The sequence below is a fragment of the Pseudoalteromonas luteoviolacea DSM 6061 genome, from assembly GCF_001625655.1.
Taxonomy (GTDB): domain Bacteria; phylum Pseudomonadota; class Gammaproteobacteria; order Enterobacterales; family Alteromonadaceae; genus Pseudoalteromonas; species Pseudoalteromonas luteoviolacea.
In genome coordinates this window covers 112496-131456 of sequence record NZ_AUYB01000024.1, presented here as the reverse complement: position 1 = coordinate 131456, position 18961 = coordinate 112496, and the positions used below count along the sequence as shown (strand labels likewise).

Sequence of the window (18961 nt, the reverse complement as noted above, 5' to 3'; positions counted from 1 at the left end):
TTGGGGTAATGCTAAAGCACATGTTTTGAGGTTAGTACATCAATAGGAGATATTCATGGATAGCCTAGACGATATGATTGAAGTAGTAGAAAGTCCTGAACCAAAGAAAAGAGCCTCTTCGAAGGGGAAAAAACGAAAATGGCGTGAAATTGAAGCGCTTAAAGACAGACAACGCCTTCGCAAGGAACTAGAAGAACTGGATATATTTGCAGACAGTGTCGACCTAGACGAACTCGACTTCATATAACAAAAAGGCTCAATACTGAGCCTTTTTGTTTATCTGCAATCCGTTACTGATATGCTGTTTGATTATACATATCAGTAATATCTGGTTTAAACCTGCCAATTAATAGGGGATTTACCCATTGATTGCAGTAGGTCGTTTGCTTGCGAAAAGTGTTTGCAACCAAAAAATCCTCGATGTGCTGATAATGGAGAAGGATGTGGTGCACGCAACACATGGTGGCGGGATGCGTCTATCGCTTTACCCTTTTTCTGAGCATGGGAGCCCCATAACAGAAAGACCACCCCCTCACAGTGAGTATTAATTTTATCTATCACCACATCAGTAAAGTGTTCCCACCCAAGGTGTTTGTGAGAATGAGCTTGACCTTGTTCAACAGTCAATACCGTATTTAACAACAACACCCCCTGCTCCGCCCATGACAAAAGATAACCATGGTTGGGTATTTCAAATCCTGGTATATCTTGTGCGAGCTCTTTATACATGTTTGCCAAAGAAGGTGGTGCTTTTACACCAGGCAAAACGGAAAAACACAAACCATGCGCTTGATCCGGTCCATGATATGGGTCTTGACCCAAGATCACTACTTTAACTTGCGCCAACTCAGTCGCTTTAAATGCCTCAAACACCTTGTCTTCAGGTGGGTAAACGGTCACCCCTTGGGCACGACGTTGCGCAACATAATTCATCGTGTCTTGAAAGTAAGCCTGCTGCTTCTCAGCTCCAAGCAGATCTCGCCATGTTGTCATTGCCTTTTTCCATAATAAGTTCTAGAAGCATGCAGTTTACCACACATATCCTTGACGCCTGTTAGCATTCTGGTGCTAAAGCGATGTAAAAGGTCTGCATTCACTTCAATGTATTGTTGATGTTTTACTGCAGGGACTTCAGGCCATAGTTGCCAATTCACCTTCTGAGGTTCTTCTGCGGCCCGTTCGTTTGGAATTACAATTACCTGAGGGTGTTTAGCAATGACATTTTCAAGGCTGATTTGCGGATATTCAGTGGTGGCATCTGCAAATACATTTCTAACTCCACAAATTGCAAGCGTTTGATGGATCCACGTTTTACCATTAATGGTCATTAACGGTGAAGGCCATAATTGATAAAACACATCTAGTGGTGCTTTGTTCTTATATCGCGCAACAATGCTATTGTAATCTTCGTTAAACTTATCAGCCTGCTTTTTCGCTTGTGACTCAAGGCCTGTCAATTTACCTAATTTCAACAACTCTTTCGGCACTTGCTTGATATCCTTGGCAACACTATATACGACCGGGATCCCAAGCGCTTTAAGCTTTTCAATGTCTGTTTCTTTGTTACCACTTTTCCATGCAATAACTAAGTCTGGGTTTAATGCTAATAACTTCTCAAATTGAAGACCATGAAAACCGCCGATTCTTGGAATCTCTTTTGCTGCGATAGGATAATCAGCGTGCTCAACGGTGCCTACAATACGCTCTCCCGCGCCAATAGAATAAAGATTTTCCACAATGTGAGGCGCTAATGCAATGATGCGTTCAGGCGTTTTCTTTTGCTGAGCATGCACAAAAGAACTGGCAATCAGCAGCATGCATAACGTCGTAAATTTAGAAAGCATTAGAAATCAAAACCTTTTTGTGCTTTGACACCCGCTTCAAAAGCATGCTTAATATTCTTCACTTCGCTGACGGTGTCTGCTAATTCAGTCAGCCTGCGGTGCGCACCACGCCCAGTAATGATCACTGATTGCATTTTAGGACGATTCTCAATCGCCTCAATTACCTCATCTAAATCAAGGTAATCATAGCTCACCATATACGTCAGCTCATCTAAGAGGATCAAGTCGATACTCTCATCCTTTAGCCACTCCTTCGCATGTAGCCAAGTTGCCTGTGCAGCCTGAGTGTCGGTCTCTCGGTTTTGTGTTTCCCACGTAAATCCGGTTTTCATTACAGCAAACGGCACCCCGGCCTTCTCCAGCAAGTTTCGTTCTCCACATTCCCAATTACCTTTAATAAACTGCACAACCGCGGCCTTCATACCATGCCCAACACAGCGTGCCACAGTTCCGAATCCAGACGTAGACTTGCCCTTACCATTACCAGTTATTACCTGAAAAATGCCTTGTTCAATATTCGCCTGTGCTACTTTTTGATCTACGTTTTCTTTAACTTTTTGTTGCCTAGCTTTGTGCTTTTCTTGGTTTTTTTCTGTCATGCTTGACTCCTATACATCTAATGCGAAAATCTTTTCAATATCTAAGTGTTGCTCACACATATCAGCCAGTTTATCTAGTTGTTCTTCTCTGTGTGCATCTAAATCAAACCCTTGATACTCAAAACTACCATGGCTCGCCCATTTTAATATTGTCGAACTCGCTATTGGGTTATCAAATAAGCCATGTAAGTACGTACCTGCAATTAAATTGTCGTCTGAAATAAAGCCATCAAACGACGTTCCCAATGGATGGTTTGAAAACTCAAGGAAAGGCCGACTCAATGCTGGGCCTGAAGTCACACCACAATGAATTTCATAGCCATATATGTCGACCCGTACGTCACCCAATAAACATTCACCAGATACATTCGTCAGTTGCTTAGTTTCGCTCAGTTGCGTACTAAACTCCGCTAAGTTTAATCCGGCAGTACTTTCAGTAGTTGACTCAATGTGCAGAGGGTCAACAATGTCTGTTCCTAACATTTGCAAACCACCGCAAATGCCCAGTACTTTACCTTGATATCTTAGGTGTTGATTGATTTCTTTGTCCCACGACTCTGACCTTAAGAATGCGAGATCATTGATGACATTTTTACTACCAGGGATGATGATCAGATCAACCTGACCAATCCTTTCACCATGGCGCACGTATTTAAGATCGACATTTGGGTTAAGCCTTAGACTGTCAAAATCAGTATGATTACTAATGTGCGGAAGCAATAAAACAGCGACGCGTAAACTCACATTCTCAGTGCGATTAGCCACGGTAATCGCATCTTCTGCATCCAGAGCTAAATCGTGTAGGTAAGGTAAAACACCCAATACAGGTTTACCGGTATAATCTTCTAACCAATCCAAGCCAGACTGTAGTAAGCCAATATCTCCACGAAAACGGTTAATAACAAACCCTTTTACCAAAGCTTGTTCTTCTTCACTTAACAACGCCAAAGTACCGACCAAATGGGCAAACACACCGCCTTTATCAATATCAGCAATAATGATCACCGGACACGATATTTTACAAGCGAACCCCATATTGGCGATATCGTTTGCTCGTAAGTTTATTTCAGCAGGGCTGCCAGCTCCTTCCACCATACAATACTCAAATTGCTTAGCTAAGCGTTGGTGAGACTCAATCACCGCATCCATAGCCACAGCTTTGTAATCATGGTATTTACCCGCTTCCATATTGCTCAGCGCTTTACCATGCACAATCACTTGAGCGCCGGTATCAGTATTAGGCTTTAGTAGAATAGGGTTGAAATCTACACTCAAGGGCACATTCGCAGCCACAGCTTGCAGTGCCTGCGCTCGGCCGATCTCTCCACCACAAGGCGTAACCGCGCTATTGAGTGCCATATTTTGCGGTTTAAATGGCGCCACTTTGATGCCTTTACGAACTGCTACACGACAAAGCCCGGCAACAAGTGTACTTTTACCCGCATCCGATGTTGTGCCCTGCACCATCAATGTTTTCATTTTCTTTCTTCACTTTTTTAAATTAAGTGGTAACCCAGCCATAACGAAATCAACACTATTAGCAATAGCTGCAATGTCTTGATTTAACCATCCAGATTCATCAACAAAGCGACGACTCAGTGCGCCCATAGGTACAATGCCATGTCCCACTTCATTGCTAACCAATATGACACTACCTTTGGTTGCCTTTAATACGTCTAGCAAGCGCTGTTTATTGCTAAAAAATTCCCGCTCGGTCACTTCACACAAACCAAAAGTTAGCCAAAGAGTCAGACAATCTATGAGTGCACATTGCTGAGATGTAAGCTGCGCAATGATGTCTGCAATTTCCCAAGGAGCTTCTCGAACTTGCCACAAAGGAGATCTCGTCGCTTTGTGGTGCGCAATTCGAGCTGCCATTTCATCGTCTTTGCTCTGTGCAGTGGCAATATAAATCAACTCATTTACACGCCCCTCGGATAGCCATTGCTCGGCTCGACTTTCTGCTAATGCGCTTTTTCCGGACCGTGCTCCGCCTATTATTAAATTCACTCGCCCTGTCATAACAAACTCACGATACAAAAAGTATAAATTGTAATTTCACAGATTTGTTGAGCCGCCCCCAGGCAATCACCAGTATAGCCACCAAGCTGGCGAGCAAACCATTGCTGGCACACCCATCGAGTGAGCCATAGAGTTAGCACTAAACCCAACATATGCCAAACGGAGAAACCCACTAAATAGAACCCAGCCAGAGAAGTTATGAGCCCAGTTGTATATAAAATAATTCTGCTGGATGATTTTAAACTTTTAGCCACAGGCTTAACTTTGCTTTGTGCGTCCAGTTGGACATATGGCAATTTGCCAATCAAACTCGTTGCCGTCATGCGACTCAGAGTCTGTGCAATCACTACACTAAACAGCAAAACGGAGATATTTGTGCTTAGTGCAAGCAACAGTTGGTATTTACTCAACATTAGAATGATTAACGCTACACCACCATACGTTCCAATTCGGCTATCCTTCATGATGTCCAGCTTTTGTTGTTTGCTCCAACCGCCACCAAAGCCGTCCCAAGTATCTGCAAAACCATCTTCGTGGAATGCACCAGTAATGATTAACCCCAGCCCTAAAGTAAATACAATGGCGACACTAAAAGGGATACACAGTGACATCAACCAGAGCACAAGAGCCATACACAAACCAATACATAAGCCAACCAATGCAAAGTAGCGACTAGATAGGTTTATATCTTCATCACTTACGTGTCCACGCAGTTGAATCGGCACTCGAGTCAAAAAAATCGCGGCCAGCTTGAATAAAGCGAATTGGGACATGCTATTTAACGACCTGAGTGACTTCTGCTTCTTCAAAGCTGGCCATGTCATTGTAAATGGCTAACGCACTATGAATAATGGGAAGCGCAAGTGCAGCCCCGCTTCCTTCACCCAGTCGCATTTCTAAGTGTAGTAATGGGTCAACACCTAACCACTCCAGCATTTTCTGATGTCCTTGCTCGTTTGAGCAGTGCGCAAATACCATATAGTCTTTGCTACTTGGGGCTATTTTTATGGCTACCATCGCGGCAGCTGTTGCAATAAATCCGTCTACCACTATGATTTTTTTTGCACTTGCAACAGCAAGCATTGCCCCCACAATATGGACGATTTCAAATCCACCTAAACATTGCAAAACCTCTAGAGGTTTATTGGAAGACAATTGGTGTAAATTCAATGCTTGCTCGACTAACAACCGCTTTTTGTCAACTACCTCATCACTCACACCCGTACCTTTACCAACTGCCAATTCCGGTGTAACTCCACTTAGAGCTGAAAAAATAGCCGCCGCAGATGTGGTATTGCCTATGCCCATTTCCCCAAAAGCAAAAAGATTGCAACCTTGACTTAACTCTCTCTGTACCAGCTCCCCAGCATTCGCGAGCCCCTTGTCTAGTTGGTCGTGTGTCATAGCAGCTTGTTGATGAAATGCAGCTGTAGACTCGCCAAGCCGGCAATTAATCACACTGGTATTATTTGAAGGAACCAATATTCCACAATCAACCACATTTAGACGCCAGCCAAATTGGCGTGCCAACACACAAATCGCTGCGCCCCCTTGCGCGAAGTTTGCAACCATCTGGCCAGTTACTTCGCTGGGCGCAATTGAGACCCCTTCTCCAGCAATGCCATGATCTCCTGCAAACACGCTTATACTAGGGTTAATGATTGTAAACTTTGCTTTTTCCAACTCTTCGTCAGACATGCCCTGTGATAAAATTAACACGAGTTGATTAGCGAGTGTCTCCAGCTTACCCAATGAACCAAGCGGTTTAGTCTTCATATCAAGCTTCTGTCGTATACGTAAACAGTGCTTTAGGTCTAAAGTTTGTATCATCGAAGTATCCAATAATTAGATGCTCGTAGAGCGCTTTTTAAACATCAATAGAGAAAGGAAAAATACGCTACCGATGGCGGCTGTGATAACCCCAATAGGCAGCTCTTGATTGTCAATTAAACTTCGAGCTAGTACATCAACCCAAAGCATAAATAAGCCACCACTTAATGCGGTCGCTAACATACCTAAGACCCTTGCTTGAGAGATAAAAAAGCGCACAATGTGGGGGATCATTAGACCAACAAAACCAACGCCACCGCATGCTGCAACCAACACCGCTGTTAATAAAGAGCTCACTAATAGCATACCTAAACGCAGTTTATGAACATTAACACCCAGTGTAACGGCACTTTCGTCACCAAGCAGAAGCGCATTGAGATGACGGCGAAAGCAAATCACGCTTAATATTCCTAAAATGACAACTGCGGATGGCAGCCATATCCATGCCCAATCTGCTCGGCTAAAGCTCCCTAAGCTCCAGAAAATAATTGCTGTAATTGCTTGAGGGTCACTCCAATACAAAAGTAAACTAGTAAAGGCATTGAACAAAAATGATAGAGCGACGCCGGCTAACAGCATATTTTCAATTTGCGCGGTGCCTTTATGATATGCAATCAACAGCAATAGGCTCATCGCACATATACTCCCTAACAGTGCAGCACCAGACATAGCCAAACCACTTTGCATCCCAAATAAAGTAATCAAAAGTACCACGCCAAAGGAGGCGCCAGAAGAAATGCCAAATAAATAAGGATCGGCCAAAGGGTTACGCGTCACTGTTTGTAAAATCAAGCCTGCCGTTGCTAAACCTGCCCCGGCTAGAAATGCCAGAACAGTGCGGGGTAATCTTAGTTCAATGATGATCTTTTGCGTTAGCTGGGTATTATCATACGACCATAAAGCCAACCACACATCGTAAAAATCTACATTAATAGCCCCGATACTGAGGGCGCTGATAAAACTAAATAGGCAGGCTAAAACTAAAACACTGCTTGCAGCTACTCGCACTCTCGCCCCCTAGATGCCTGATCGTTCAGATCCATAACTGTGAGTTGATATTGGTAACGAATATAAGGAACAGACGCTCCATGAGGTGATGTTTGCAATATCACTTCTGCCTTTACGCCAAACACTTCCAACAGCATATTGGTAGTTACGACGTTTTTGGGCGCACCATTTGCGACTAGGCTACCTTCATTGAGCACTATGATGGAGTCGCACAATGCAGATGCGAGATTTAAGTCATGAAAAGACGCAATCACGGTAATACCGAGAGATTTTGCCAACGCCATAATTTCAATTTGGTATTTAACATCTAAATGGCTCGTTGGCTCATCCATTAATAGCAGACTAGGGCGTTGCACGATAGCTCTCGCAATCATAACGCGTTGCTTCTCTCCACCGGATAAAGACTCATAGGGTTGTTGATACTTGTGCGCTAACCCCACTTTTTTCAACGCCTCTTGAATAGCCTGACGATCTCTCAACGAGACACTTGAAAACAAGCGTTTGTGGGGTGTCAGCCCCATTGCAACAACATCGAAAACGGCTAAGTTAAATTGACTGGGGATCTCTTGTAGTACCGCAGCAACTTTTTTTGCGTATGTTTGTCGGCTAAACTGGCTGATTTCCTTTTCATCGATTTGTATATTGCCAGCCTGAGGCGTTTGATAACGATAAAGACATCTTAAAAGAGAAGACTTTCCGGCTCCATTCGGACCGATCAGGCCAATAAACTGACCTGGCAAAACAGAAAAGCTAATATCAGATAAAATCTGTTTATTGTGAATAACCAAACTGAGGTTATTTATCGAAACTTGTGCCGCTACCATACATCCTCTTGTTTCGGGCCGCACAAATCACAAAACAGACAGTAATTGCCATTAAGTTGATGTGATGTCACTTAAGTGCGCCCGCTTAAGTTCTTATTTCAGCCTTGGTATCTGGCTCTTCGATACTTCATGAAAGTATTGCGAATACAGTTGCGGGGACAGCTGAGGATTTTCACCTCATTCCCAAGCAGCACTGAAATGATTGAGTATATTATGAAGTCTAGATGTCTAAAAGACAACTTTAGGCCATGCAACTCCTTCATCATCATAATAAATCGAGATTCGTACAATGCATCCATAGCCAACTTCAAAGCCATTTAACTGTACGCTGCTTTTTTGCGGTAAAGCTAGTGCCAACGCCAATAGTTTTTTAATCACTCCACCATGAGTGACCGCGACAATGTTATCGTCACTTGGCGTTGACAGTATATTATCCCACCACAACGTAACTCGACTCTCGAAATGACTCATGGACTCACCATTTGGTGGAATATGCAGCCAAGGGTTATGCCAAAAATCACCAATACTCGGGCTAGCAGTATTTTCCCATAGCCAATTGTAAGACTGCCCGTCCCAATCACCGAAGTTCATTTCTTGAATATTAGGCTCAATCGAAAGGGGAATTTGATGATGGTCACTATATAACTGTGCAGCTTGCCTACACCTTTGTAGTGGAGAGGAAATGATTTTTTTGATACTCGCACATTTTGCGATCTGTGTTAGCAAACGCTCTAAGCTTTGAGCTGGCAATGAAACATCAGTTGCGCCAATTAGGTGGCCTTGCTTTACGGTTTCTGTATGCCTTATGAGGAATATCGTTTTTAGCATTGAATTTTACGCACAAAAAAACGCAGGCAAGCCTGCGTTTTTGTCTTAACCAAATTATAGAATTTGGTTCTCTCGCCAAGATTGCTCTTTAGCCAAACGCTTTTTACGCTTGTCGCATGGGTCGTCACAATCACATATTTTATCAATGCCCATAGAGCCCAGACCCCCGCAACTACTTGCCATTGATTTTTTCTGTACTATTACGCCCACAGCCATTGCTGCTGCAATCAAAACAAGTAATCCAAAAGTAAGAATAAAAAGTGACATAGGCTAAGCCCCTTAATTAACGAACCAACTCAGGTTAATCCCAAGTAACTGACGGTATATTGACAACATTATATATCTAAACCCGACAAAGTTGAATGAATTTACCACACAAAAAGCAATGATATTTGCTTCCTTTAGTCTTTATTTAAATAAGGAGCAAATGCTGAGCTCGAATACGTCTTAAGACCATCCGGTGTTTTACTGATCAGATAGACTGGCAGCTTGTACTGCTCTGCATAAGCCTTAGCACGCTCTGTTCCCATCACAGTAAGCGCGGTTGCCAGGCCATCCGCAGTCATCGCTGATGGATGGAGCACAGTAACTGATACTAAGTCATGCTTCACTGGTTTACCTGTTGCAGGATCAATTAGGTGCGTAAATACCTCACCATCCATCTCATAAAAAATGCGGTAATCACCAGAGGTCGCAACACTGTTTTTACCCGGTTCAATAATTCTGTGAATTTGACGCTGCCCTGCAGGAGCATCGGGTTTTTCAATAGCAATACGCCATGGTGTCGCATCTGGTTTGTTGCCTGAAATACGCAGCTCCCCACCAATTTCTACCATGTAGTTTTCAATACCTTTACGCTCAATAAGCTCAGCCACTTTATCAATTCCATAGCCTTTTGCTGTTGCAGAAAAGGATAGCTCTAAATGGCTAAGAGACTTAGACAAACCTTCGCTTGTCAAACTCAACTTATCCACACCGATATTGGCTTGCATCGCCTCAATCTCACTTTGTGAAGGTCTTTTAGTTGGGCGTTTGTCAGGACCAAAACCCCATAAATCAATTAAAGGCCCCATGGTCACATCTAAAGTTTGAGTCGATTGCCCCAACCGGATAGACTCTGCCGTTACCTTTCTAAAATCAGCACTGATTGGCATCACTGTATTGGCTTCAAGTCTATTGAAACGATTAATTTCAGAATCTGGAATATACGTCGACATAGACTGATTTACTGCAACAAGTGCTTCGTCCACCTCACTTTTAAAACGTTCAGCTTCTAGACTGACAGGGCCAGGAAAGACCTTGATATTATAGGTAGTCCCCATTGTCTTACCATTTATTTCAACGGGGGTTTGTCGCGTATTTTGCTCACCACACGCCGATAAGAACAACACTAAAAAAATAACAGAGAAGAAATAACCAAGTTTTTGCATCTATTTTTTAGTCCTTACACCATATAAAAAAACCCCTAGGGAATACCCTAGGGGTTTAAACTTTTTAAATACGATTAAACATCATATTTAATACCTAATTAACCACCGAAGTCATCAAGTAGGATGTTTTCGTCTTCAACACCAAGATCTTTCAGCATGTTGATAACAGCCGCGTTCATCATTGGAGGACCACACATGTAGAACTCACAATCTTCAGGCGCTTCGTGGTCCTTCAGATAGTTTTCTAGTAATACGTTGTGGATGAAGCCCGTGTAACCTTCCCAGTTATCCTCTGGCTGAGGATCAGAAAGTGCTACGTGCCACTCAAAGTTATCGTTATCAGCAGCTAGGCCGTCGAAGTCTTCTACGTAGAACATCTCACGCTTAGAACGTGCACCGTACCAGAAAGACATCTTACGGTCTGAGTTAAGACGCTTAAGTTGGTCAAAGATGTGTGAACGCATTGGTGCCATACCTGCACCACCACCTACGAATACCATTTCTGCATCAGTTTCTTTCGCGAAGAATTCACCGAATGGACCAGAGATAGTTACCTTATCACCTTCTTTAAGTGACCAGATGTAAGAAGACATCTTACCACATGGTAGGCTCAAGTTATTTGGCGGCGGAGTCGCAATACGCACGTTCAACATGATGATACCGAACTCTTCTGGGTAGTTAGCCATTGAGTATGCACGGATCGTCTCGTCGTCAACTTTAGACTCAAGATTGAAGAAGCCAAAACGCTCCCAATCGCCACGATATTCGTCAGGAATATCAAAGTCTGCGTACTTAACGTGGTGAGCTGGTGCTTCAATTTGGATATAACCACCTGCACGGAAAGGTACAACCTCACCTTCAGGGATACCAAGCTTAAGCTCTTTGATGAATGTCGCTTTATTATCGTTAGAGATAACAGTACATTCCCACTTCTTAACGCCGAAGATAGAATCTTCTACTTCGATTTCCATGTCAGTCTTAACCGCAACCTGACATGCTAAACGACAACCTTCACGTGCTTCACCTTTAGTGATGTGGTCAAGCTCAGTTGGAAGGATATCACCACCACCAGAATGAACATGTACGCGACACTGGCCACAAGAACCACCACCACCACATGCTGATGAAATGAAGATACCGGCATCAGCTAGTGAGCCTAGTAGCTTACCACCTGGTGCTGATGTAATTGCTTTGTCCGCATCGCCGTTGATGCCGATTGTGATGTCACCGCTTGGTACAAGCTTCGATTTCGCTGCGATGATGACTAGCACCAAGATCACAACGATAGCGATGAACATACTTACACCTAATACAATAGTTTCCATCGTATAGTTTCCTCGCTAATTAAAGTGAAATACCAGAGAATGACAAGAAGCCAAAGCCCATTAGACCTACAGTGATGAAGGTAATACCTAAACCACGAAGACCATCTGGGATATCAGCATACTTCATCTTCTCACGAAGACCTGCTAGCAATACGATTGCAAGCGCCCAACCCACACCTGAGCCGATGCCAAAGACAACTGACTCACCAAGGTTATAGTTACGCTCAACCATGAATGCTACCGCACCGAAAATCGCACAGTTTACTGTGATAAGTGGCAAGAAAATACCAAGCGCGTTATATAGCGCAGGGAAAAACTTGTCCAATGTCATTTCTAGGATCTGTACAAGTGCTGCGATTACACCGATGAAAGTCAAGAATTTCAAGAAGCTTAAGTCAGCCTCTGGGAAACCAAGCCATTCAAGTGCACCCGGTGCCAGTACCGCGTGATAAACAATGTTGTTTACCGGCACAGCTACACCTAGTACAAAGATTACTGCAACACCAAGACCGAACGAGGTTGTTACTTTCTTAGATACCGCAAGGAATGTACACATACCTAAGAAGAAAGATAGCGCTAAGTTTTCGATGAAAACCGCTTTTACAAATAAGCTAAGATAATGTTCCATCTTTCTCCCCTTATGCCTTCGCTTCTACTTGGTCTTTCTTATAAGTACGAAGTACCCAAATGAAGAAACCAACTAAGAAGAATGAACTGAATGGCATAATTAATAGACCCATTGGCTGGTACCAACCACCGTCAGAAACTAGCGGAAGGATTTCAACACCAAATAGTGCACCTGCACCGAATAGCTCACGTACAAAGCCAATTGTAAGTAGAACTACTGAGTAACCAAGACCGTTACCAATACCGTCTAAGAAAGACATAAGCGGTGGTGACTTCATTGCATAAGCTTCTGCACGACCCATTACGATACAGTTTGTAATGATTAGACCAACGAATACCGTTAGTTCTTTAGCCGTTGCATATACGAATGCTTGAAGTGTCTGGTCAACAACGATTACCAATGATGCAATAATTGTCATTTGAACGATGATACGTACACTTGACGGAATGTGGTTACGGATCAACGAGATAAATAAACTTGAGAACGCAGTTACCACAGTCAAAGCAAGTGACATGATAAGTGCATTTTTAAGGCTTGAAGTAACCGCTAGCGCAGAACAAATACCCAGTACTTGCAGAGCAATCGGGTTGTTTGCGAAGACTGGTCCTAACAAGACTTCCTTCATTTCTTTTGCATTAGCCATTAGTTCAATGCCCCTTCACGTACTTTCGCTAGGAATGGACCAAACGCTTTATCGCCTGTCCAGAACTTGAATGTGTTCTCAACACCGTTTGACGTTAGTGTCGCACCAGATATTCCATCTACTTTGTTTACATCGCTACCAGCTGTGCCTTTTACGATATCTACAGGTAGTTGCTTGCCTTCCCAAGTAGCTGTCCACTTAGGGTTCTGGATTTCGCCACCAAGACCCGCAGTTTCGTTGTGCTGATAGAAATTGATTGCTTTAATCGTTTTCGTATCAAGGTCTAGTGCGATGAAACCGTACATGATGCCCCATAGGCCGTAACCTTGGATAGGCAGAATAACTGATTCAACCTGACCATTGCTGTTCTTAGCTAGGTATACTGGAGACTCATGCGTCATACGAAGTACGCCAGCTAAGTCATCTTCTTTCGGAAGTGCAAAGCTGCGCTCTGCGTCGAACTTAGTCATCGTGAAGTCGAACGAGTTAGGATCTGTTTCAACAAAGTCACCAGACTTGAAGTCAACAACGCGTGCGTCAATGACTTCATTGTACTTTTGTGCAACGTTTTCAACGTCTTTAAAACCAGCCGCAGCTAGAATGTTACGTTGAACGTCTTCAATTTTGTTAGCTTGCTGTAGTGGGCGTAACTGTACTGCCGCAAAAGATACGACGATCGCACACACTAAACATAGACCAACAACAACGCCTAACGTTTTGCCGATAGTTTCATTGTTACTAGACACGTGCCAATCTCCTCTTCACATTAGACTGCACTACAAAGTGGTCGAATAGCGGTGCGAATAGGTTAGCGAATAGAATTGCTAACATCATACCTTCTGGGTATGCAGGGTTAACAACACGGATAAGTACAACCATAACACCAATTAGTGCACCGTATGCCCATTTACCTTTATCTGTGAAAGACGCAGAAACTGGGTCAGTCGCCATAAAGAACATACCAAATGCAAAACCACCAAGTACTAAGTGCCAATGCCAAGGCATAGCAAATGTCGCGTTCGTGTCAGAGCCAATCATGTTCAATAGCGTTGACATAACAACCATACCTAGGAATGTACCCAGTACGATGCGCCATGACGCGATACGAACATACATCAAGAACAAGCCACCAATTGCAAGTGCTAGCGTCGACGTTTCACCTACTGAACCTTGGATGAAGCCGTAGAAAGCATCCCACCACAACTGCATGTTGTTGTAATCTAATGAACCAATCGCTGCTTGACCAAGGTATGTTGCACCAGAGAATGAATCTACTGCTGTCCATACTGTGTCACCTGAGATATCACCTGGGTATGCGAAGAAAAGGAACGCACGACCAGCTAGTGCAGGGTTAAGGAAGTTACGGCCAGTACCACCGAATACTTCTTTAGCAACTACAACACCGAATGTGATACCTAGTGCAACTTGCCATAATGGAATTGTTGCAGGCAGGATCAATGCAAATAAAACTGAAGTTACGAAGAAACCTTCGTTTACTTCATGCTTACGCACTGATGCGAACAGCACTTCCCAAAAACCACCTACGATGAACACTGTTCCGTAAATAGGTAGGAAGAAACACGCACCATAAAACATTTTTGCGGCCCAGCCGGAAGTCGCTGTCAGCTCGCCACCTAGCGCTTGGAAAATACCAGCCTGCCAAGTGTTTGCGATGTCAAAACCGTTACCAATTGCGATTGCTGCTTGGTGACCGATGTTGAACATACCAAAGAACATAGCCGGGAACGTCGCCATCCATACCAAAATCATGATACGTTTTAGGTCGATGTTGTCACGCACGTGCGTGCCGCCTTTGTTTACATAACCAGGCGTATAGAAAACCGTCGCGATTGCTTCATAAAGCGCATACCACTTCTCGTGTTTTCCACCTGGTTCAAAGTGAGGTTCAATGTCTTCTAAAAATTTCTTTAAGGCCATTTTTAACCTTCCTTCTCAATAGTAGTCAGGCAATCACGCAGGATTAAACCATAATCATACTTGCCCGGACATACGAAGGTACACAATGCTAAATCTTCTTCATCAAGCTCAAGTGCACCTAGTGAGATAGCACTGTCTAAATCGCCTGCGATAAGATCACGAAGTAATAGCGTTGGTAGGATGTCCAAAGGCATAACACGCTCATAGTTGCCAATTGGCACCATCGCACGCTTAGAACCACCAGTAGACGTTGTCATCTTGAACAAACGGCTAGGTGCTAAGTGTGAAATGAATGTACGTGTTACTGAGAATTTGTTGCTACCTGGCGCAATCCAGCCAAATAACTCTTTCTCACGACCTTCAAGAAGCACTGAAACCTGTACGTGATAACGACCAAGGAAAGCGTGAGGGCCGGTTGCTGTTTTACCAGCTAACACAGAGCCAGAAATGACTCGGTTATCACCGTCTTCAACTTCACCTGATACTAAATCTGTTAGCGACGCACCAATTTGAGTCTTAACTAAACGAGGATTCTTTACGCGAGGACCTGCTAAAGAAACAACTCGGTCTGTGTAGATCTCGCCGGTTAGGAACAGCTTACCAAACGCAATAACGTCCTGGTAACCTAAGTGCCAAACCTGCTTGTCTGCACCAACTGCATCTAAGTTGTGGATGTGAGTGCCCACTAAGCCTGCTGGGTGAACGCCAGCGAACTCATGAACTTCAACTTGTGACAATGACGAGCTAGGTACTTTACTACCTGACTGCTTACATACGAAAACTTTGCCATCAGTTAAACGAGACACAACGGCTAGACCGGCTTCAAACGCTTCCACGTTATCGGCAATGATCACGGCTGGATCTGCTGCTAATGGGTTAGTATCGATGGCTGTCACGAAAATTGAGCTCGGAGCTGCACTAGGCACTGCTACACGGCTAAATGGACGTGCACGAAGCGCTGGCCACTGACCAGATTCAATAAGCACTTCTTTCACTTTCTCACGATCTAGGTTGCTTAAATCAGCAGCCGAGAACTTGTCAAAAGTGATTTGCTCATTGCCTTGTACCTCAATCACTACTGATTGAAGCACACGCTTAGCACCACGGTTGATTTCTTTAACTACACCAGAGGCTGGCGCAGTAAACTTGACACCTGGGTTCTTTTTGTCTTCAAAAAGAACTTGGCCTTTTTTGACTTGGTCATCCACGCGAACATGCATGGTTGGACGCATACCAATAAACTCTTCACCAAGCACAGCTACACGTTTGATGGCAGCGCCATCATGAATAGCTTGCTGTGGTGCGCCCTCTATGGGTAAGTCCAGACCTTTTTTTATGTTGATCATACGCACTTGCATTACATTAACGGAAAGAAATTGAAAAATCTTTACTTACCACGGCAGCCATCTCATCAGTTTTTGGTATCAAAGAACCCGCTCATCATGTCTATGACTTGACAAAAGCCAAATCAACCAAAAATAAGCGCCGTGATATATAGTCCTCACATATTTCCGCAATTTTAACATTAATCGCCCTGACTATGCGAGTACAATTATCAAATTAATACGACTTAACAATGGTTTTAGCTCAGTTCAGCTAATTGCGATTAAATCAATATAGACCAAAGTGGTATTGATTGAGAAAGTGAAGTGATTGGATCAGGGAAAGAAAAATTGAAAGGCGAAGCTAGAATGCTTCGCCCAAAGTATAAAAATTATACTAAACCATTGATTTCAACAACAGTATTTACATCGGCTTCATAGTCGACGCCATCTACGCCAAAACCAAATAATTTTAAGAATTCGTTATGATAACCTTCGTAATCAGTTAACGAGTCAATTGTATCAGTATCTACTGTGTCCCAAATTTGCTGAATACGTGCCTGAACACCGTCTTCCAATTCTTTATAGTTTTGGAACAAGTGACCACCTTCGTCGAAACGTGGCGCGTCGCTGTATAGGTTTTCATTGAATAGGCCATGGATCTGCTCAATTGTCCCCTCGTAAGTACCGTCTTCTTTCGTTACTTTAAACAGTGCTGAAATATATAGTGGCATAATTGGGATTGCAGAACTTGCTTGCGTTACAACTGCATTCAAAGAAGACACGTATGCTTCGCCATTCAATGCAGCAGTTGATGCTTTAATCGCTTCTGCAGCACGGTCTAAGTCTTCTTTCGCTTTACCAATGGTTGCGTGACCATAAATTGGCCATGTCAGTTCTTTACCAATATAGGTATATGCTGTTGTTTTGAAGTTGTCAGCCAATACATCAGCTTCTTTTAGCGCTTCTAACCAAAGCTCCCAATCTTCACCGCCCATCACTTTTACCGTATTGGCGATTTCATCTTCATTTGCAGCTTCAACGCTTACTTCGTCAATAACGCGCTTTGAAGTATTTAAGTTTTTAGTGGTAATTGCTTCGCCGATCGGCTTAAGCACAGAGCTGTGTGTTTCACCCGTCTTTGGATCTGTACGACGAGGAGAAGCTAAGCTGTAGATAACTAAGTCAACCTTGCCCATCTCTGCTTTGATGGTCTCAACTGCTTTTTCTTTTAGTTCATTTGAGAACGCGTCGCCATTGATGTTCTTCGACCATAATCCAGCTTTGTCAGCCGCATTTTGGAAAGCCGCAGTATTGTACCAACCTGCTGAAGCTGTTTTCTTTTCTGTCCCTTCTTTTTCGAAGAAGATGCCCAGTGTTTTTGCGCCAGAGCCGAACGCAGCAGTAATACGTGTAGCTAAACCATAACCAGTTGACGCGCCGATAACCAGTACATTCTTTGGTCCATTTTGTAATTCACCTTGCTGCTTTACGTATGCAATTTGCTCTTCAACATGCGCAGCACAACCAGCTGGATGAGCATTGGTACAGATAAAACCACGGATCTTCGGCTTAATTACCATTTTGTTTCCTACTAAATTTTGAATATGTTTCAATTAGTTAAGGCACATCTCTACCACTTAAAGTCATGAAGCTTGTCAAAGAGGGTGCCAAAAATTGCCTATAGTGTAATGTCTGATCGTCCAAATACAGGTCTGATCAGCTATTTATCAAACTTTGAGCCACCTAAACAGTTGGGAGACGCTGGCACTTGGTGCGCTGTTTCGTCAAACTCCTCGGGGGTGTATGCATGAATTGCTAATGCATGAATATCATTTGCCAACTCGAGCTTTAACACTTCATTTATACGTCTATGCCTCGGTAAAAGCCGCAACCCAGCAAATTCTTCGCTGACGACGATGACTTTGAAATGTGATTCAGTGCCACGACTGTGCATATGACTTTCATTAATAACATCAAGGTGCGTACACGCAATGGCGTCGGCAAGTTTTGCATGGATTTGTTGCTGCATTGACATCTAAATAGTGCCCTTTTCACAGTTGTTCTTATAAATTGCCATATACTATACGCGGATAGGCTAAATTAACCAACTGTTCTAAATGTAAGGTTTATTCGACCTTGAGACACTTTTGCTTGCTTGGGCAAACTGTGTTCAAAGTCATTCTGACTGCGTCCAGACATCACCAAAAAGCTACCGGTCTCTAACAGTATTGAGTTGGTTTCCCGTGTCACTTTGTTACGTATCTTAAATAATCTTGATGCTCCCAAAGAAACGGATACAATCATTGGCTCATGACCCAACTCCTGTTCATCATCACTGTGCCACCCCATCGTATCTTGCCCATTTCGATACCAATTGAGCAAAAGTGCATTAAAAGATTGACCATATTGCCGTTGCAAACGTGTTCTAATCGCACTTAAAACAGGTAACCATCCGCAATTGTCGAGCTGCTTGCCCGAATAGCCGTAATTGACACTCTGATCAGCAACAAAGCATTGCAAGCGAGGGATTTTGTGCATTTTTCCATAAACACGTATTTCTGGCTGTTGCCAAGGTAATTGTGTACGTAAATGTTCATATAACGCTAAACTTTTATCAAACGAAATGCCCTTAGGAAAATAGTGAAAGCCTTCAGGCAAACATTCTTTGTTCAGCTTTGACATGTTATTATGCACCCACAATTTAGTGAAAAAAATAG

At 43.3% G+C, this 18961-nt stretch carries 22 protein-coding genes and 1 riboswitch; of the genes, 1 reads left to right on the top strand and 21 read right to left on the bottom strand.

What is annotated here, in order from left to right:
- Positions 1-55 precede the first annotated feature (55 nt).
- A complete protein-coding gene (locus N475_RS01905) occupies positions 56-247 on the top strand; it encodes a DUF3545 family protein (RefSeq protein ID WP_039611677.1) in 192 nt (63 codons plus the stop codon).
- Between the two features lie 86 nt (positions 248-333).
- Here the strand turns inward: N475_RS01905 and ung are convergent, their stop codons facing one another.
- The 21 genes from ung to N475_RS01800 all read right to left on the bottom strand — a co-directional run bounded on the left by ung (position 334) and on the right by N475_RS01800 (position 18926).
- Positions 334-993: a uracil-DNA glycosylase gene (gene ung, locus N475_RS01900; RefSeq protein WP_063364581.1), complete on the bottom strand. Its 660-nt coding sequence runs from the start codon at positions 991-993 to the stop codon at positions 334-336.
- The gene (locus tag N475_RS01895; protein ID WP_063364580.1) at positions 990-1844 is read right to left on the bottom strand and encodes a cobalamin-binding protein; all 855 of its coding nucleotides are present in this window, start codon (positions 1842-1844) and stop codon (positions 990-992) included. The genes ung and N475_RS01895 overlap by 4 nt, the downstream gene beginning before the upstream one ends.
- Entirely contained in the window at positions 1844-2443 is a 600-nt protein-coding gene (cobO, locus tag N475_RS01890) for a cob(I)yrinic acid a,c-diamide adenosyltransferase (RefSeq protein ID WP_063359343.1), read from the bottom strand. Before cobO ends, N475_RS01895 begins: the two co-directional genes overlap by 1 nt.
- 9 nt (positions 2444-2452) lie before the next feature.
- Complete coding sequence (locus N475_RS01885; protein ID WP_063364579.1) at positions 2453-3922, bottom strand: cobyric acid synthase; 1470 nt, start codon at positions 3920-3922, stop codon at positions 2453-2455.
- 9 nt (positions 3923-3931) lie between these two features.
- The gene (gene cobU, locus N475_RS01880; RefSeq protein WP_319609841.1) at positions 3932-4453 is read right to left on the bottom strand and encodes a bifunctional adenosylcobinamide kinase/adenosylcobinamide-phosphate guanylyltransferase; all 522 of its coding nucleotides are present in this window, start codon (positions 4451-4453) and stop codon (positions 3932-3934) included.
- Positions 4454-4461: 8 nt separating this feature from the next.
- Positions 4462-5238 carry an adenosylcobinamide-GDP ribazoletransferase gene (locus N475_RS01875; protein ID WP_063364578.1) on the bottom strand — a complete coding sequence of 259 codons (777 nt, stop codon included), beginning with the start codon at positions 5236-5238 and terminating at the stop codon, positions 4462-4464.
- A gap of 1 nt (position 5239) precedes the next feature.
- Positions 5240-6295 carry a nicotinate-nucleotide--dimethylbenzimidazole phosphoribosyltransferase gene (cobT, locus tag N475_RS01870; protein WP_063364577.1) on the bottom strand — a complete coding sequence of 352 codons (1056 nt, stop codon included), beginning with the start codon at positions 6293-6295 and terminating at the stop codon, positions 5240-5242.
- 15 nt (positions 6296-6310) lie between these two features.
- A complete protein-coding gene (locus tag N475_RS01865; RefSeq protein WP_063359348.1) occupies positions 6311-7303 on the bottom strand; it encodes a FecCD family ABC transporter permease in 993 nt (330 codons plus the stop codon).
- Positions 7294-8127 (bottom strand): ABC transporter ATP-binding protein, encoded by an 834-nt coding sequence (locus N475_RS01860; protein WP_063359349.1) that lies wholly within the window; start codon positions 8125-8127, stop codon positions 7294-7296. The genes N475_RS01865 and N475_RS01860 overlap by 10 nt, the downstream gene beginning before the upstream one ends.
- Positions 8128-8210: 83 nt before the next feature.
- Positions 8211-8340, bottom strand: a riboswitch (cobalamin riboswitch).
- Between the two features lie 15 nt (positions 8341-8355).
- Complete coding sequence (locus N475_RS01855) at positions 8356-8955, bottom strand: histidine phosphatase family protein (RefSeq protein WP_063359350.1); 600 nt, start codon at positions 8953-8955, stop codon at positions 8356-8358.
- Between the two features lie 54 nt (positions 8956-9009).
- Positions 9010-9222, bottom strand: a complete 213-nt coding sequence (nqrM, locus tag N475_RS01850) for a (Na+)-NQR maturation NqrM (protein ID WP_023399569.1) — start codon at positions 9220-9222, stop codon at positions 9010-9012.
- A 134-nt stretch (positions 9223-9356) separates the two neighbouring features.
- Positions 9357-10385: an FAD:protein FMN transferase gene (locus tag N475_RS01845; protein ID WP_063359351.1), complete on the bottom strand. Its 1029-nt coding sequence runs from the start codon at positions 10383-10385 to the stop codon at positions 9357-9359.
- A 98-nt stretch (positions 10386-10483) separates the two neighbouring features.
- The gene (gene nqrF / locus N475_RS01840; RefSeq protein ID WP_063359352.1) at positions 10484-11710 is read right to left on the bottom strand and encodes an NADH:ubiquinone reductase (Na(+)-transporting) subunit F; all 1227 of its coding nucleotides are present in this window, start codon (positions 11708-11710) and stop codon (positions 10484-10486) included.
- A 19-nt stretch (positions 11711-11729) separates the two neighbouring features.
- Entirely contained in the window at positions 11730-12338 is a 609-nt protein-coding gene (gene nqrE, locus N475_RS01835) for an NADH:ubiquinone reductase (Na(+)-transporting) subunit E (protein ID WP_063359353.1), read from the bottom strand.
- A 10-nt stretch (positions 12339-12348) separates the two neighbouring features.
- A complete protein-coding gene (locus N475_RS01830; RefSeq protein WP_063359354.1) occupies positions 12349-12981 on the bottom strand; it encodes an NADH:ubiquinone reductase (Na(+)-transporting) subunit D in 633 nt (210 codons plus the stop codon).
- Complete coding sequence (locus tag N475_RS01825) at positions 12981-13727, bottom strand: Na(+)-translocating NADH-quinone reductase subunit C (RefSeq protein ID WP_063359355.1); 747 nt, start codon at positions 13725-13727, stop codon at positions 12981-12983. Before N475_RS01825 ends, N475_RS01830 begins: the two co-directional genes overlap by 1 nt.
- A complete protein-coding gene (locus N475_RS01820; RefSeq protein WP_063359356.1) occupies positions 13720-14919 on the bottom strand; it encodes an NADH:ubiquinone reductase (Na(+)-transporting) subunit B in 1200 nt (399 codons plus the stop codon). Before N475_RS01820 ends, N475_RS01825 begins: the two co-directional genes overlap by 8 nt.
- A gap of 2 nt (positions 14920-14921) precedes the next feature.
- Positions 14922-16265 (bottom strand): Na(+)-translocating NADH-quinone reductase subunit A, encoded by a 1344-nt coding sequence (locus N475_RS01815; protein ID WP_063359457.1) that lies wholly within the window; start codon positions 16263-16265, stop codon positions 14922-14924.
- 368 nt (positions 16266-16633) lie between these two features.
- Entirely contained in the window at positions 16634-17824 is a 1191-nt protein-coding gene (fabV, locus tag N475_RS01810) for an enoyl-ACP reductase FabV (protein ID WP_063359357.1), read from the bottom strand.
- A 140-nt stretch (positions 17825-17964) separates the two neighbouring features.
- Entirely contained in the window at positions 17965-18279 is a 315-nt protein-coding gene (locus tag N475_RS01805; protein WP_063359358.1) for a BolA family protein, read from the bottom strand.
- A 65-nt stretch (positions 18280-18344) separates the two neighbouring features.
- Complete coding sequence (locus tag N475_RS01800; protein ID WP_063359359.1) at positions 18345-18926, bottom strand: alpha-ketoglutarate-dependent dioxygenase AlkB family protein; 582 nt, start codon at positions 18924-18926, stop codon at positions 18345-18347.
- Between the last annotated feature and the right edge of the window lie 35 nt (positions 18927-18961).

What these genes read in the sequence shown, in the direction of transcription:
- N475_RS01815 (WP_063359457.1), bottom strand. Translation starts at nt 16,265, where the DNA reads ATGATCAACATAAAAAAAGGTCTGGACTTACCCATAGAGGGCGCACCA.
- nqrM (WP_023399569.1), bottom strand. Translation starts at nt 9,222, where the DNA reads ATGTCACTTTTTATTCTTACTTTTGGATTACTTGTTTTGATTGCAGCA.
- N475_RS01800 (WP_063359359.1), bottom strand. Translation starts at nt 18,926, where the DNA reads ATGTCAAAGCTGAACAAAGAATGTTTGCCTGAAGGCTTTCACTATTTT.
- cobT (WP_063364577.1), bottom strand. Translation starts at nt 6,295, where the DNA reads ATGATACAAACTTTAGACCTAAAGCACTGTTTACGTATACGACAGAAG.
- N475_RS01905 (WP_039611677.1), top strand. Translation starts at nt 56, where the DNA reads ATGGATAGCCTAGACGATATGATTGAAGTAGTAGAAAGTCCTGAACCA.
- N475_RS01875 (WP_063364578.1), bottom strand. Translation starts at nt 5,238, where the DNA reads ATGTCCCAATTCGCTTTATTCAAGCTGGCCGCGATTTTTTTGACTCGA.
- N475_RS01830 (WP_063359354.1), bottom strand. Translation starts at nt 12,981, where the DNA reads ATGGCTAATGCAAAAGAAATGAAGGAAGTCTTGTTAGGACCAGTCTTC.
- nqrF (WP_063359352.1), bottom strand. Translation starts at nt 11,710, where the DNA reads ATGGAAACTATTGTATTAGGTGTAAGTATGTTCATCGCTATCGTTGTG.
- ung (WP_063364581.1), bottom strand. Translation starts at nt 993, where the DNA reads ATGACAACATGGCGAGATCTGCTTGGAGCTGAGAAGCAGCAGGCTTAC.
- N475_RS01885 (WP_063364579.1), bottom strand. Translation starts at nt 3,922, where the DNA reads ATGAAAACATTGATGGTGCAGGGCACAACATCGGATGCGGGTAAAAGT.
- N475_RS01855 (WP_063359350.1), bottom strand. Translation starts at nt 8,955, where the DNA reads ATGCTAAAAACGATATTCCTCATAAGGCATACAGAAACCGTAAAGCAA.
- N475_RS01845 (WP_063359351.1), bottom strand. Translation starts at nt 10,385, where the DNA reads ATGCAAAAACTTGGTTATTTCTTCTCTGTTATTTTTTTAGTGTTGTTC.
- N475_RS01805 (WP_063359358.1), bottom strand. Translation starts at nt 18,279, where the DNA reads ATGTCAATGCAGCAACAAATCCATGCAAAACTTGCCGACGCCATTGCG.
- fabV (WP_063359357.1), bottom strand. Translation starts at nt 17,824, where the DNA reads ATGGTAATTAAGCCGAAGATCCGTGGTTTTATCTGTACCAATGCTCAT.
- N475_RS01895 (WP_063364580.1), bottom strand. Translation starts at nt 1,844, where the DNA reads ATGCTTTCTAAATTTACGACGTTATGCATGCTGCTGATTGCCAGTTCT.
- N475_RS01820 (WP_063359356.1), bottom strand. Translation starts at nt 14,919, where the DNA reads ATGGCCTTAAAGAAATTTTTAGAAGACATTGAACCTCACTTTGAACCA.
- cobO (WP_063359343.1), bottom strand. Translation starts at nt 2,443, where the DNA reads ATGACAGAAAAAAACCAAGAAAAGCACAAAGCTAGGCAACAAAAAGTT.
- N475_RS01860 (WP_063359349.1), bottom strand. Translation starts at nt 8,127, where the DNA reads ATGGTAGCGGCACAAGTTTCGATAAATAACCTCAGTTTGGTTATTCAC.
- nqrE (WP_063359353.1), bottom strand. Translation starts at nt 12,338, where the DNA reads ATGGAACATTATCTTAGCTTATTTGTAAAAGCGGTTTTCATCGAAAAC.